The sequence below is a fragment of the Oribacterium sp. P6A1 genome (assembly GCF_000702885.1).
GTDB lineage: Bacteria > Bacillota > Clostridia > Lachnospirales > Lachnospiraceae > Oribacterium.
In genome coordinates this window covers 21,204-35,795 of sequence record NZ_JNKO01000019.1, presented here as the reverse complement: position 1 = coordinate 35,795, position 14,592 = coordinate 21,204, and the positions used below count along the sequence as shown (strand labels likewise).

Here is a 14,592-nt window from a genome sequence, read left to right as displayed (position 1 = left end):
CATGGATACAAGACTTTAAAAGACTGTATCCATGTTCTTATTTTTTTAACCGTATCGCAAAAGTTATTGAGAATTAACTTAAGGAATTGAGTGACAGGTTTGAATAGCTGTTCCTGTTTAATAAATTAATCAGAAGCATTCGCGATTAAAAGATCAGACAAAATCGCAAATTGTTCAAGAGTCAATGCCTCACCTCGAACAGTATCGCTTAAATTCATATTGTGAAGGGCAGATAAAGTATCGTCTTTTGGAACAGATGCACCTGAAAAAAGAGAATTTAACAGGGTTTTTCGTCTTTGACCGAAAGCAGCTTTGATAAGTTTAAACATCCACTTATCGTTGATTACTTTAACAGGTGATTCGGCATGTCTTGTAAGGCGGATAACAGCAGAGCCTACGTTAGGACGAGGAATAAAGCAATTTGGCGGTACAAGCTGTACTATATATGGATCAGAGTAATACTGTACAGCAAGTGAAAGAGCACCATAATCTTTAGTACCCGGTCCGGACTGCATGCGGTCAGCAACTTCTTTTTGCACCATTACTGTAATAGAATATAAAGGAGCTTCACTTTCAAACAGACCCATGATAATAGGGGTTGTAATGTAGTATGGAAGATTGGCAACAACCTTGATTGGTTTACCACTGTTATAATTTTCAATCAATTCATTAAGATCCAGTTTGAGAACATCAGAATGAATTACAGTCACATTGGAATAATCTTTCAAAGTATCCTGTAAAATAGGAATTAGATTTGCATCGATTTCGACAGCAATTACATGTCCTGCGGCTTCAGCCAGAGCCTGTGTCATGGTACCAATTCCGGGGCCAATCTCAAGAACACAATCATCCTTGGTAATGGAAGAGCTGGAAATAATATTAGAAAGAACACCCTCATCTATTAAAAAGTTCTGACCAAAGCGTTTTTGAAATTTGAAGTCATTGCTCTGAATGACTTTAATGGTTTCCTGTGGATTAATTAATTTACTCATATACCTCTAAAATAATAATTATATAATTCAGTTTTTACGTGTTATGGCATTTATAGCCTGTAATCGCATTTTATTAACAACAGGTATTAGTCGGCAGAAACCTTCAGGTATATTGGCGAAGGATTCCTGTGTTGCAACAACCTTATCACAGAAGGTGAGGAGATATCCCAATCGTGAGGTGGGTATGCAGGTGGAAAGAGGAAACATATGACTCCATATTGCCTTCTTTTCAATATCAGAGAGATAAAAACCTTCATTCTCGGAATTTATCACCGCATCCTCAGGATGGTAAAAACAGTACCAGCGACCATTATGAACTTCTTTATCATCCTTATGATAATCAACAAGACAGAAATCATGAAGAAGACCGACTCTGGCAGCACATTCAGGATCAATATGCATGTATCTTGATAAAGAGGATGCCATAATGGCAACACGAACGGAATGATCAAAGGTATTGGTGCTTCCGTGTCTTGGAACAGATTTAAGCTTCAAATATTCATCATTAAGTGTAATATGTTTATACTTTTCAACAAAACATAATTCATCAGTTGTTAATGTCATAGATAGTCCTATAGAAAAAAACATCGGTCTTAGCCGTGAAATCCGAAGACCGAAAATAAACAACAAAGTAACAATAATAAACAAGAAATTACATAAATTCAAGCAATAAGAATATAAAACAAGAGAATAGCAGTTTCAATCTATAATCAAAGCATTTCGGAAAAAATTTAGAATATTTAATAAGAATCAAAGGAAAAGAAGTATAGATAAAATCCAGAAAAGAAAAAATATTAAATATTTTGAAAAATGAAGAGGAAATATTTGGATTTATTAGAAAATATGTATATTGATAGGAAAATAAAATATGTCTAAACTAATCAGGGTCAATGTAATGTATATAGTAATGCCTCTTTAACCTGGCATTAGTTATTCTGTCATCTTAGAACAATCAAAACAGATTATAATAATTCATAAAGGAGAGGCATCACTGGTTAGAAATAGTTTATGAAAAAAATTTTGAAAAAGAATAAAGCGGTAATGATAAGGATAGAGACTGTTTTGGCTGTCATATTGGTATTTCTCTCAACACTGATTATGTTCAGTGTTAAATGGCTGTTGGCGACATGGTCAGAACTCACCGTTGATGAGATAATATACCATATTGTGGCTCCACTACAGGGAACAAGTACTGTAATGGTGAAAGAATATCTTATGCACTGTACTGTACCTGCAGCCCTGGTATCTCTTATAGTCATAGCTGTATTTATAACTTACAGGAAGAAAAAAGCCTATGGTTATGCGCTGATGCTTTCATTTGTAAGTGCATTTTTTACCACAGGATTTACCGTGATCAATGCTTGGGATGATTTGGATCTGGGAAACTATCTTGTATCACAATTTGAGAAATCAAGCTTTATAGATGATAATTATGTAGATCCGAAAGATGTGAAAATAGAGTTTCCGGAAAAGAAAAAGAATCTGATATATATTTACCTTGAGTCAACAGAAATTACATTTGCTGATGAAAAGTCAGGGGGAGCATTTAAAGATAATGTCATTCCAGAGCTAACAAGACTGGCAGAGGAGAATGAAGATTTTTCAGGTGAAGAATCCAGGCTGAACGGTGGATATGCAATGCCGGGCGCAACGTGGACAATGGGTGCACTGTTTGCACAAACATCGGGATTACCGTTGAAAATATCCATAGACAAAAATGCAATGGATTCCCAAAGCAGTTTTTTCCCCGGTATTATCACTCTTGGAGATATTCTTCATAAAGAGGGGTATAACCAGGAATTCCTATTGGGATCAGTTGGTTATTTCGGAGGAAGGAAGTTATATTTCAATAGTCATGGAAACTATGAGATAAAAGATTACAGCTATTGGAAAAAACAGCATAAGTTTGATCCTTCATACTGGGTAAACTGGGGATTTGAAGACAGAAAGCTTTATGAGTATGCAAAAGAGGAGCTTACGAGGCTTTCACAGAAATCAGAACCTTTTAATCTTACCCTTCTGACAGTTGATACACATTTCCCTGATGGATATGTATGCGAAATATGTCAGAAAAATTTTGATGATCAGTATGCCAATGTCTATAACTGTGCATCCAGACAGGTGAAAGAGTTTGTTGACTGGTGTAAGGTTCAGGACTGGTTTGAAAATACAACCATTGTTATAAGTGGAGATCATCCGACAATGGATCACGATTTCTGCAATAGTGTACCGAATGAATATGAAAGAACTGTATATACAGCATATATCAATTCATCTGTCAGTCCAAAGATAAATGTAAGAAGAGACTACACTACCTTTGATGATTTTCCCACAACCCTGGCTGCCATGGGAGTAACTATAGAGGGAGACCGACTGGGATTGGGTACTAATCTGTTTTCCTGTGAAAAGACTTTATCTGAGAAGTTTGGAAGAGAATTTGAGAAAAATGAACTTGAGAAAAAATCTGATCTGATGATAGAGTTTGGACAGATCGATAAGAGTGCGGCATTTGAATCAAAGGAAGCAAAAGAGTTAAAAGAAAAAGAGAAAAAAACAAAAGCTGAATCTGAAACAAAAAATGAGAGTACGTGATAAGGTACTCTCATTTTTATATGCAAAAATATAGTTATGTAGATTTATAAAATAGAATTTAAGCTAAAAGTATTAAAGAATATAATTATGTGTTTCATTGTAGTTAATGATGTAGTCTATAGCATCATTGATACCATCATCAAGAATATGAGGACATATATAGTCTGCAACGGATTTACATTCAGGTTTTGCGTTGCCCATAGCAATGCCAAGACCACAGTGATTTAACATATCAACATCATTCCATCCGTCACCTATGGCAGCACATTCAGATAATGCGATGCCATAATGCTTTAGTATGGCATCAATACCGGAAACCTTGGTGATACCTTTTTTTGTAAGATCGAAGCTGAGACCATCTGACCAGCGTACAAGTTGACAGCCCGGAACCTTTTTTTCAAGTTCTATTGAATCTTCAAGACTCATAACAGGAATAAGCATATATACCGGATTTTTTAAAGCCCGTCGGGTATCCAGTACAGGAGGCTGATTTGATTTGATATCCTGAAGAACCTTCAGAAGTTCATGGGTTACAGTGTTGGCATAAATCAGCCTTTCCTCCTCGAAAAGACAGGAGTAGGAGTGCTCATTACAAAGATTAAGAACAGTTTCTATCTGGTCCGGAGCTATCTCTATTTTTTGCACGCAGGTCCCGTTTAAAGGATCAAAATAGCAAATTGGCTTTTCTGATTCAGAAGAATCAAATATGTAATGTTCATGATGTAAGTAATGCTCATTTCGATTAACCGCATAATCTACCATTTCTTTATCAAGAACATAGCAGTATTCACCGTCCAAAGTAACAAATGCATCAAATCGCATACCCTCAATGAGATTTTCATTTTTTATTTCAAGCCAATGTCTACCTGTGGCAATAGCAGTGATGATTCCTGCATCATGGGCTTTTTTTACAGCTGCCTGAGTGGATTTTGAAATGGCGCCTGTTTCAAAGGGTCTGAGGGTTCCATCTATATCAAAAAAAATAATTTTAATCATAAGATAAGTATGAAGCTGAAAAAAACAAATATTAAAAAGTACAGTCAAAACAAATATTTTGGCAAAGAATCTGTAGTATGATATCATCGTTTTGCGGAAAATAAAAGTATGAAGAATGCCTATAGAGGTGACAAAATGAAGGAAAACAAGCTTTATACATTGGTTACATCAGATACAGCTACGATATACTGGTATAAACCGGTTGAACTGACAGATGAACTTAGCTACACCGTGTACCTGGATGGTAAGGAATGTGGTAAAACCGACAGGACACATTTCACAATAAAAAAACTTAAGTCCAACCATAAATACAGAGTAAAGGTTGAGTACACGATAAAAAAGAAATCAGCAAGAGCGGTAAAGATTGACAAGGTATCCTTTGTTACTTCGAAGGAAAAGAAAATAATAGATATTACCAAAGAACCATATAAGGCTGTCGGGGATGGCAAGACCATGAATACCAAGGCGTTTCAGATGGCTATCGATGAAGCGGGCCCAAAGGACCGGATTTATATCCCCGGAGGAATATATCTGACCGGAGCTTTACATCTTCATGGGAATATAGACATTTATATTGAAAAAGGAGCTGTTCTTAGAGGGACAGAAAATCCAAGAGATTATCTTCCGAAGATTCCAAGCAGATTTGAAGGAATCGAAATGATGTGCTATTCAAGCCTCATAAATATGGGTACTATGGATCATTCATCCGATATTAACTGTGAGAATGTGATAATTCATGGAAAAGGAACCATTGAAAGCGGAGGCAGAAAGCTTGCAGAGAGGATTATAGAAGAGGAAAAGAAACATATTGATACAGGCAGTCTTAATCTAAGTGAATATGAGAAGGAGGAAACATTACCGGGAAGAGCAAGACCCAGGCTGATTAATATTTCCAACTCAAAGAATGTAAGGATTTCCGGACTGAATTTAAAGTATGGTGCATCATGGAACGTTCATATGATATACAGTCAGGATGTTGTTACGGATCATTGCAGTTTTTATTCCGAGGATGTGTGGAACGGTGACGGATGGGATCCTGATTCAAGCCATGACTGCACTATATTTGCATGTGAATTTAATACAGGTGATGATGCCATAGCCATAAAATCAGGAAAGAATCCGGAGGGAAATGTTATAAACATTCCCACAAAAAATATAAATATATTTGACTGCATAAGTAAGTTTGGACATGGAATAGTCATAGGATCCGAGATTTCAGGCGGAATAGATAATGTAAATATTTGGGACTGTGATATGACTGACAGTTCCAATGGTTTTGAGATTAAGGCTACGAAAAAAAGAGGCGGCCATGTCAGAAACATAAATATCAGGGATTCCAAATTCTCTAGAATCTTGATGCATTCAGTGAATTATAATGATGATGGTGAGGCAGCAAATGATAAGCCTGAGTTTACAGATTGCAGATTCAGTAATGTAATGATCAGCGGAAGATATCTTGATGAAGATAAAAAGAAAAAGAGCTGTAATGCCATAGAAATAATCGGTTTTGATGAACCTGAATTGATTTCAAATATATATTTTGACCGGGTAGGTATATATAACAGGTCAAATATAGTGGTTCAGAATTGCTCTAACGTAAATATGAATAGAATAAGTACGTATCTGTAAAAGATAGAATCAAATAAGATGACTGATTAGAGGGCACATCTCAATTCAGTCATCTTTTATTTATCACTTAATAATCCTTTTTTTACAATAGAATCACCGAATTTACGTCTCAGGGATTCGGATAAATCATTTAGTTTCTTCTTTTTTTCCATAAGCTTTCTTGATAAAAGCTTTTCCTTTTCCAATTCTGCGGAATGCTTTATCAGATCATCAAATGTCATTTGTCTGTATTCACCATGATCGAAATTTGCAGTGGATATGCACATAAGTCTGATTTTATACCCCATGCCAAACAGCCCTGACTTAGAAGCAGGGATAGATAAATCACGATTAATTGAATCAAACTTCATATCCGGCAATTCGTCAACACTGCTTGTGGATGATTCTTTGGACATTGCAGGAGAATCCGTGTTAATGGCAGAATTATGGTTTGAATCGGTTCCCAGTAAAAGTTCATACATCAAATCCATAGCTGCATCGTAGATTTTATTCTCGTCATTTGTTGAATCAATTAATTTTTTTTGTATGGAACGACGTTTAAAATCATCTGTTTTTACTGTAAATCCAATGGTTCCGGCATATAATCCATGTTTTTTTAATCTACGTGAAACCTGTTCTGCCAGTTGCCTAAGAATCTTTAGACCATCTGTTTCAAGGTTACCGGTATCTATGTCATGAGGAGTAGTCAACTCATTGGAAATACTTTTAGCTTCATCAATCTCATCCGAAACAGAACTGTAGTTATGACCATTGGCTGAGTTGTGAATATAAAGTCCTGCGTTTTGGCCAAGGACAGCAGTCAATACTTCCGGATCCATCTTTGCAGCATCTCCGATAGTGTGTACACCGATCTTTTCAAGCTTTGCAGCGGTTTTTCCACCGCATCCGAAAAGAGAGCCTATAGGAAGACTCCACATCTTTGCAGAAATCTCTGAAGGATATAAAGTGTGGATTTTATCAGGTTTTTCAAGATCAGAACCCATTTTAGCCAGGAGTTTATTAAGGGAAATGCCTACATTTACCGTAAAACCCAAAGTGTCACGGATTTCATCCTTGATGAGTACAGCAGCATTTAAAGGAAATGGCAATAATTTAAACAAATCAACTCTGTGTGCACAGTTACTGTTTAAAATGTGGAAAAGTGTTTCACGTTTATCTGAATTAATGTACTTATAACATGGATCCTCATGAGAATTGCAGGTAACTTCATGAATTGAAGATATCAATCCGAATTCATCAAGTGAAATAAAACCCTCCAGCAATCGGATTAGTTCCATACATTCAGATTGGGAAAGGGGGCCTAATGTTTTGTCTCTTTCCGATAATGTTCCCGCCACAATCTGTTGAAATATTACTGATTTTATGGATTGTTCCATGCCTGTCAAATCCAGAAAAGCCTCATCTATGGATACCTGTTCCACAACCGGTGAATACTTTCTCAGAATGTCAATAAATGCTCTTGAATACATTCTGTAAGTTTCAAAATCAGATTGTGCCAGAACAAGCTCCGGACATAATTCAAGAGCTTTAATGACAGGCATGGCAGTTTTGATTCCGAATTTTCCGGCCGGTATGGATTTTGCGGTTATGATTCCGTGGCGTGTTTCGGTATTTCCGCCAATAGCTGAAGGAATCTTACGTAAATCTATGGAATCAGGATTCTCTTTAAGACGTTTCACAGCAGTCCAACTGAGAAAAGCAGAATTAACATCTATATGAAATATGGTATTCATGATAAACAGAGTCCTCGAAAAAAACTAAGCATATTAATAAAACAAATATAGCATAAAATCGTAAAAGAGAACATATATTTGTTTAAAAAATCTCGTTTTAATTTGTTAAAAATTAGATTATTTTAGTGACTTTGATTATTAATAGTGTATAATAAAACCCGGGTAAACTTGCGAGAGGTTTATCCGAAATGTGGATTATAGGGGAAAAGGATAACTCTTTAATCCATAAAAACTGGCAGATATTCAAAGAGAAAGAGGTAAAAGCAGAATGGCAAAGATTGATTTAACAAAGTATGGCATTACCGGAACAACTGAAATTGTTTACAATCCTTCATACGAAGATCTTTACAAAGAAGAGAAAAAGGCTGGCCTTGAGGGATTTGAGGTTGGACATGATACAGAGCTCGGCGCAGTAGATGTATTCACAGGTATCTACACAGGACGTTCTCCTAAAGATAAGTATATCGTTATGGATGAGAACTCAAAGGACACTGTATGGTGGACAACAGATGAGTATAAGAATGATAACCATCCTATGACAGAGGAAACATGGGCAGTTGTCAAGGATCTTGCAAAGAAGGAACTCAGCGGTAAGAGACTTTTTGTAGTTGATGCTTTCTGTGGAGCCAATAAAGATACACGTATGGCTGTACGTTTCATCATGGAAGTAGCTTGGCAGGCACATTTTGTTAAGAACATGTTCATTGAGCCTACAGCTGAGGAAGAGGCAACATTTGAGCCTGATTTCATCGTATACACAGCTTCAAAGGCTAAGGTTGAGAACTATAAGGAGCTTGGACTTAACTCTGAGACATGTGTAGCTTTCAATGTTACAAGCAAGGAGCAGGTAATCCTTAACACCTGGTACGGCGGAGAGATGAAGAAGGGTATGTTCTCAATGATGAATTACTTCCTTCCTCTTAAGGGAATGGCTTCCATGCACTGTTCAGCAAATACAGATATGAACGGTGAGCATACAGCAATTTTCTTCGGTCTTTCAGGAACAGGTAAGACAACACTTTCAACAGATCCTAAGAGACTTCTCATCGGTGATGATGAGCACGGCTGGGATGACAACGGTGTATTTAACCTTGAGGGTGGATGCTATGCAAAGGTAATCAATCTTGATGCAGAGGCTGAGCCTGATATCTACAATGCTATCAAGAGAAATGCTCTTCTTGAGAATGTAACAGTTGCTGAAGACGGAAAGCTTGATTTCGCAGATAAGAGCGTTACAGAGAATACCCGTGTTTCATATCCTATCGATTTCATAGAGAAGAATGTTAAGAAGGTAAATCCTGTATCTGCAGGTCCTCAGGCTGATAATGTTATCTTCCTTTCAGCAGATGCATTCGGAGTACTTCCTCCTGTATCTATCCTTACACCGGAGCAGACACAGTACTACTTCCTTTCAGGTTTCACAGCTAAGCTTGCAGGAACAGAGCGTGGTATCACAGAGCCTACTCCTACATTCTCAGCTTGCTTCGGACAGGCATTCCTTGAGCTCCATCCTACAAAGTACGCTCAGGAGCTCGTTAAGAAGATGGAGAAGTCAGGTGCTAAGGCTTATCTTGTAAATACAGGATGGAACGGAACAGGAAAGAGAATTTCTATCAAGGATACACGTGGAATCATCGATGCTATCCTTAACGGAGATGTTCTCAAGGCTCCTACAAAGAAGATTCCTTATTTTGATTTTGAAGTTCCTACAGAGCTTCCTGGTGTTGACACAGGAATTCTTGATCCTCGTGATACTTATGCAAGTGCTTCAGAGTGGGAAGAGAAGGCAAAGGATCTTGCTGAAAGATTCCAGAAGAATTTCGTAAAGTATCAGGGAAATGAAGACGGAAAGGCACTTGTTGCTGCAGGTCCTCAGCTCTAATTGTTTCTTTGAAAAATATTATGAGAGGGGTGAATGATTTACATTCACCTCTTTTTTTTGTGTGTATAGAAAATTTATAAAAAAAGATTGAAAATTACGCAATTATTACTAAAAAATTATTGTATTATTTATAAATTAAATGATACAATAGCGAAAAGAACATACGTGAAGAGCATATTATATGGTCAAAATGTAAAGCATAGGATTTTTCTTAGAGTCTGAGAGTATAGAGTATATTGATAAAGTTCATTTAAAGTGGGGATAGAATCTCAAAGATAAAGAAAAAACAGCTTTATAAACAGTTTAAAGGGGAGGGGAAATATGGCCGATATAAAAGATGCAGAGAAAACCAGAACAAGTATCAAAGAAAAACTAGCCAATCCTGAAACCGGATTTGAGTATGCATTATCTCTGGTATCGGGAAAATTCAAAATGCCTATACTGTACACTTTATCAGTATATCCTACAGTGAGATTCAATGAGCTTCAGAGATATGTTCATGACATCTCTTATAAAACTTTAAGCAGAAATTTAAAGGAGCTGGAGGGAGCAGGTCTTATCAATCGTAAGGAATACCCTCAGATACCACCTAAGGTTGAGTATTCCCTTACTCAGGCAGGTCAGTCCATAATTATCATACTGGATGAATTTTCAGCCTGGGGTGAAAACCATATGGCAAAGTTGAAGAAAGCTCAATAAATATCAACATGGCGATGGATGAAAAAAGTCGGGAAACCGTAGATTTAGAGGGATTTTTTGGAAATGATTCGTATTTTATTTGTCTGTCACGGCAATATATGCAGGTCTGTATCAGCAGAGTACATTATGAAGTATTTAATCAAGAATAGAGGACCTTCAAATGTGGAAATCTTTATTGATTCTGCAGCTACTTCACTTGAAGAGATAGGTAATCAGATTTATCTCCCTATGAGAAAGACATTGGAATCTCATAAAATCCCTATAGGTAATCATCGCGCCAGAAGGATAGAGAAGTCTGAATACGAAGACTATGATCTTATCATTGCCATGGATGAAGAAAATATGTATAACCTGAACCGTCTCTTCGATGGAGATCCTCAGGGGAAGGTTCATTATCTTATGGAGTATGCAGGTACACCTGATGCCATAATCGAGGATCCATGGTATACACGTAGATTTGAGAATGTCTATAAGAGCATACTGGAGGGCTGTAACGGTCTTTTGGACAGGATAATAAGCCACCGGGTATAGATTTCTACCGGAGTTAAGAGTTATGTCTCACAGAACGTGGGGTGCTCTGCTTAAATAATTCAGCTTTTATAGTTTAAAAAAAAGAAAGTCATCCGCCTGTCTTTACGGCTTGTTTTCAGTGAAAGCTGAAACATACAAAAAGACAGGGGATGACTTTTATTTTGATAAGATATCGAAGATATAAATAAATCTGTGTGAATGTCACTTAGTCATGGCATCCTTAATTGCGGCAAGAAGATCACTGTATTCTTCAAAGGCAGGAAGGTCAGGGTAATCAGCCTTGATCTTTTCAGTACTGCGGAAAAGGAAACCGGCCTTTGAGGCCTGAATCATACCAAGGTCATTGTAGCTGTCTCCGGAAGCAATAGTATCATAACCTATTGACTGGAGAGCCTTTACTGTGGTGAGTTTCGATTTTTCGCAGCGCATCTTGAAGCCTGTGATCTCTCCATTTGGTGCAACTTCCAGGGTGTTACAGAAAAGTGTTGGATTGCCAAGTTTTTTCATAAGAGGCGATGCAAACTGCTCGAAAGTATCTGAAATAAGAATCACCTGTGAAAATGAACGGAGCTCATCAAGAAATTCCTTTGCACCTGGCAGCGGATCTATAGTGGCTATAACATCCTGAATCTCTCTGAGTCCGAGACCATGTTCCTTAAGGATACCAAGTCTCCAGTTCATGAGTTTATTATAATCCGGCTCATCTCTGGTGGTCTTTTTCAATTCAGGTATTCCACTGGCTTTTGAAAAAGCAATCCATATCTCAGGAACCAGTACGCCTTCAACATCCAAGCATGTAATATACATAATATCTCCATTCCGCCGCCTTTGAGACGGCATAAATAGTAGTGAAATAATCGATATGTCATTCACCAATACTAAATAATAATCAAATTCTGACTATGTATATCTTATTTTAAATTAATAAGATTATGTAATAATAAATAATTATGACTCACATAAAGCCTGCTTCAGGCGATTTATCTTTGGTAATTTGCAATCAATCCAGTTGTAAAGATTATCCCGGACCTCCCGTTTATTGGATTCCCAAATCATTTCATGGCGTTTACCCGGATATATACGTAAACTTACATCATGTCCTGTTCCATGAAGCCAGGCATAAACGGTGGCAGGTCCCTTACCGTATTCGCCTACAGGATCTGCACCCCCGGCAAAAATATAGATGGGAATGATGGGAACCTTGACAGCCCACTTATCTTCACGTATTGAAATAAGCCCCTTAAGCATCTCATAATATGAGCCTATGGTGAAAAATGTTTTCAAAGGATCTTTTAAATGCTGTTCACATATCTCAGGGACTGAACAGCACCAGGCTGCATCATTAACAGGATCTGCAATGTCCCGGTTGAATAAATCAGTTATGATTTTTCCGTATTTTGTGGCAGGCGCCATAGGTCCGCTTATCTTTAAATCTGCTGTGACAACGCCAAAGGCTGAATACAGGGAATAGTTAAATCCGGCGGTACCGCTCAGTATCAAGGCATCCACATCTGCGGGAAACTTTGTTACATATGAACGGGCAAGGAAAGACCCCATGGAATGTCCGAAAAGTAAAACAGGGAGATCAGGAAACCACTTCCTGACCTTAAGAATCAATCGTCTTATATCGTGAAGCATATAGTTCCATCCGTTTTTCTCACCGAAACTTCCGGAATGATTTTGAGATTTACCATGTCCCTGAAGGTCCAGCATGGCAACAGCGTACCCGAGAGATGTCAGTTCCGAAGTCCATTCAAGATAACGTCCGCTATGGCTCTGCATACCATGAACGATAATCATAACAGCTTTTTGTTCAAGCTTTTCGTTTCTGTATAAGCAATTATAAATTTTTCCGTCTCCATTTGCAGATGGAGAATACCATTCGCGTCTTTCCATAGTAGAATTTTCAATTTTCAGTCCCTCCGGGAATGAAAATTGAACCGAAATATACGGCTCCTTTCTTATAATGATAAACAAACATACTATCTTAATTGCTAAGAATAATCGTTATAAATGAACAGCTTTCACAGGCAATAGGTTATAAAAGAAACAACAAATCATAGCCTGTATATATAGTGATTCTATCATTGAAGACTAATGCTTTCAATAAATGATTATTTGATAATAGCTTTAATGATCAGTCTTAACAAACGGGAAAACATGATTTAAAATTCAAATACATTTTCACAGATTGTCCATAATATAGAGGTAAAACCATGAAAAGTATACTGTATATAAATAAGAATGATAGGGATAAGATTGTAAAGGTTAAGTCCATAGCATTTTTAAACAGAATAAAAATAGACAGCATTGATGAAGCTGAGATCTCATCGTTACCGGATAACGCAGAGATTCTGATAATGCGTGGTATGTCAAGAAATGATCTTGATAATTTTTTGTCAGGACTTAGGCAAAAGGGGATAAGGATAGCCTTAAAATGTGTTGAAACTGAAACAAACAGAGAGTGGCCGTTACAAAAACTTTACGAAGAAATAAAAAAAGAGCATGAAAGTATTGAAAAATCCGGGATTGATTGAATTATTTCAGCCGGTTTGATAAACTTTAACCCGTGTAAAATCTCCATCCGGGGATGAAGGAGAAATATGTCAGATAATTTTTTTGAGCTTGTTGATAAAGATGGAAAACCTGTTGAATCTGAAAATGATGAGAATAAGAACAGTAATGAAGTAAAAAAAGATAATATGGAGTCATTTTCTGAGAGCGGCGATATAAAAGCTGATAGTGAAAAGGATGATGGAAATAAAAAACAGGATAGAAAAATAAAAAATCCGGTTTTGGAGGAAATCATTGACTGGATCAAGGTACTTGCTGTTGCGGCAGTACTGGCTTTCTGCATTAATAATTTTATCATTGCCAATTCCACAATTCCTACCGGTTCCATGGAGACTACCATCATGCCGGGGGCACGTGTTTTCGGATCACGATTAAAGTATACATTCGGCGAGGTTCAGAGAGATGATATAGCCATATTTAAGTATGGATATACATGTAAGAATGATAATCAGATGTACAGGGAAAATGACCGGCATGCGTGTCCGTTGTGTGGCAGGGATGATAGTAAAAACTCTGTAGTGTACTATGTAAAAAGAGTTATAGGAATGCCCGGGGATCATATAGAGATAAAACAGACGGGAACAGCTGACGCATCTGAATTTCATAATATAAAGATAGGAAAGAATCCTGATGGTTCCAGCCCCGAGGTTCCAGTAGGAACCGTATATGTAAACGGTGTGGCAAAGGAAGAGGTTTATCTGTCAGAGCCTATGATAGTCGATGGTAAACAGTTTCCGGAAGTAGATGTGGTTGTACCGGAAGGTCACTACTATGTATTGGGAGATAACAGAAACAATTCCATGGACGCCCGTTATTGGGGAAATTACAATATGGTTGCCAGAGACAGAATGGTGGCAAAGGTATATGTAAAGTATTGGCCGTTAAACGACATCGGATTGGTAAAGTGACATTAGTGTCCTGGTGAAAGAGGGGCGGCAATTTGCCGGTCCTTTTTCACATTTTA

The 14,592-nt window shown here is 37.3% G+C and carries 13 protein-coding genes; 7 read left to right on the top strand and 6 right to left on the bottom strand.

What is annotated here, in order from left to right; all coding sequences use genetic code 11:
• Positions 1–125: 125 nt before the first annotated feature.
• Complete coding sequence (gene rsmA, locus T515_RS11810; protein ID WP_036611352.1) at positions 126–992, bottom strand: 16S rRNA (adenine(1518)-N(6)/adenine(1519)-N(6))-dimethyltransferase RsmA; 867 nt, start codon at positions 990–992, stop codon at positions 126–128.
• 27 nt (positions 993–1,019) lie between these two features.
• Entirely contained in the window at positions 1,020–1,556 is a 537-nt protein-coding gene (locus T515_RS11805) for an HD domain-containing protein (protein ID WP_036611348.1), read from the bottom strand.
• Between the two features lie 456 nt (positions 1,557–2,012).
• On the opposite strand from T515_RS11805, the gene T515_RS11800 reads away from it, so the two are divergent.
• Complete coding sequence (locus T515_RS11800) at positions 2,013–3,584, top strand: sulfatase-like hydrolase/transferase (protein WP_242839374.1); 1,572 nt, start codon at positions 2,013–2,015, stop codon at positions 3,582–3,584.
• Positions 3,585–3,656: 72 nt separating this feature from the next.
• On the opposite strand, the gene T515_RS11795 is transcribed toward T515_RS11800, so the two are convergent.
• Positions 3,657–4,580, bottom strand: coding sequence for an HAD hydrolase family protein (locus tag T515_RS11795; RefSeq protein ID WP_036611416.1), 924 nt, complete (start codon positions 4,578–4,580; stop codon positions 3,657–3,659).
• Between the two features lie 108 nt (positions 4,581–4,688).
• On the opposite strand from T515_RS11795, the gene T515_RS11790 reads away from it, so the two are divergent.
• Positions 4,689–6,209 (top strand): glycosyl hydrolase family 28 protein, encoded by a 1,521-nt coding sequence (locus tag T515_RS11790; protein ID WP_155988368.1) that lies wholly within the window; start codon positions 4,689–4,691, stop codon positions 6,207–6,209.
• A 56-nt stretch (positions 6,210–6,265) separates the two neighbouring features.
• On the opposite strand, the gene T515_RS16750 is transcribed toward T515_RS11790, so the two are convergent.
• Positions 6,266–7,942 carry a DNA polymerase Y family protein gene (locus tag T515_RS16750; protein ID WP_051671686.1) on the bottom strand — a complete coding sequence of 559 codons (1,677 nt, stop codon included), beginning with the start codon at positions 7,940–7,942 and terminating at the stop codon, positions 6,266–6,268.
• Between the two features lie 268 nt (positions 7,943–8,210).
• Between T515_RS16750 and pckA the strand changes: the two genes are divergently transcribed.
• The 3 genes from pckA (at position 8,211) to T515_RS11770 (ending at position 11,054) form a co-directional block, all read left to right on the top strand.
• A complete protein-coding gene (gene pckA / locus T515_RS11780; RefSeq protein ID WP_036611342.1) occupies positions 8,211–9,824 on the top strand; it encodes a phosphoenolpyruvate carboxykinase (ATP) in 1,614 nt (537 codons plus the stop codon).
• Between the two features lie 321 nt (positions 9,825–10,145).
• On the top strand, positions 10,146–10,523 hold the full coding sequence (locus T515_RS11775; protein ID WP_081832806.1) for a winged helix-turn-helix transcriptional regulator: 378 nt from the start codon (positions 10,146–10,148) through the stop codon (positions 10,521–10,523).
• A 63-nt stretch (positions 10,524–10,586) separates the two neighbouring features.
• A complete protein-coding gene (locus T515_RS11770; RefSeq protein ID WP_036611340.1) occupies positions 10,587–11,054 on the top strand; it encodes a low molecular weight protein-tyrosine-phosphatase in 468 nt (155 codons plus the stop codon).
• 201 nt (positions 11,055–11,255) lie between these two features.
• On the opposite strand, the gene thrH is transcribed toward T515_RS11770, so the two are convergent.
• Positions 11,256–11,861: a bifunctional phosphoserine phosphatase/homoserine phosphotransferase ThrH gene (gene thrH / locus T515_RS11765; RefSeq protein WP_036611337.1), complete on the bottom strand. Its 606-nt coding sequence runs from the start codon at positions 11,859–11,861 to the stop codon at positions 11,256–11,258.
• A gap of 141 nt (positions 11,862–12,002) precedes the next feature.
• Positions 12,003–12,950, bottom strand: a complete 948-nt coding sequence (locus T515_RS11760; protein ID WP_051671685.1) for an alpha/beta fold hydrolase — start codon at positions 12,948–12,950, stop codon at positions 12,003–12,005.
• Between the two features lie 320 nt (positions 12,951–13,270).
• Here T515_RS11760 and T515_RS11755 point away from each other — a divergent pair, with 320 nt between their 5' ends.
• Together T515_RS11755 and lepB are read left to right on the top strand one after the other, a co-directional pair.
• Positions 13,271–13,591, top strand: a complete 321-nt coding sequence (locus tag T515_RS11755) for a DUF3783 domain-containing protein (protein ID WP_036611334.1) — start codon at positions 13,271–13,273, stop codon at positions 13,589–13,591.
• Positions 13,592–13,657: 66 nt separating this feature from the next.
• Positions 13,658–14,536, top strand: a complete 879-nt coding sequence (gene lepB, locus T515_RS11750; RefSeq protein WP_242839372.1) for a signal peptidase I — start codon at positions 13,658–13,660, stop codon at positions 14,534–14,536.
• The last annotated feature ends 56 nt before the right edge of the window (positions 14,537–14,592 follow it).

Bases quoted from the DNA above. Each gene is read 5' to 3' on its own strand.
- T515_RS11755 (WP_036611334.1), top strand. From the start codon at position 13,271: ATGAAAAGTATACTGTATATAAATAAGAATGATAGGGATAAGATTGTA.
- T515_RS11790 (WP_155988368.1), top strand. From the start codon at position 4,689: ATGAAGAATGCCTATAGAGGTGACAAAATGAAGGAAAACAAGCTTTAT.
- rsmA (WP_036611352.1), bottom strand. From the start codon at position 992: ATGAGTAAATTAATTAATCCACAGGAAACCATTAAAGTCATTCAGAGC.
- T515_RS11770 (WP_036611340.1), top strand. From the start codon at position 10,587: ATGATTCGTATTTTATTTGTCTGTCACGGCAATATATGCAGGTCTGTA.
- T515_RS16750 (WP_051671686.1), bottom strand. From the start codon at position 7,942: ATGAATACCATATTTCATATAGATGTTAATTCTGCTTTTCTCAGTTGG.
- lepB (WP_242839372.1), top strand. From the start codon at position 13,658: ATGTCAGATAATTTTTTTGAGCTTGTTGATAAAGATGGAAAACCTGTT.
- T515_RS11760 (WP_051671685.1), bottom strand. From the start codon at position 12,950: ATGGAAAGACGCGAATGGTATTCTCCATCTGCAAATGGAGACGGAAAA.
- T515_RS11795 (WP_036611416.1), bottom strand. From the start codon at position 4,580: ATGATTAAAATTATTTTTTTTGATATAGATGGAACCCTCAGACCCTTT.
- thrH (WP_036611337.1), bottom strand. From the start codon at position 11,861: ATGTATATTACATGCTTGGATGTTGAAGGCGTACTGGTTCCTGAGATA.
- pckA (WP_036611342.1), top strand. From the start codon at position 8,211: ATGGCAAAGATTGATTTAACAAAGTATGGCATTACCGGAACAACTGAA.
- T515_RS11805 (WP_036611348.1), bottom strand. From the start codon at position 1,556: ATGACATTAACAACTGATGAATTATGTTTTGTTGAAAAGTATAAACAT.
- T515_RS11775 (WP_081832806.1), top strand. From the start codon at position 10,146: ATGGCCGATATAAAAGATGCAGAGAAAACCAGAACAAGTATCAAAGAA.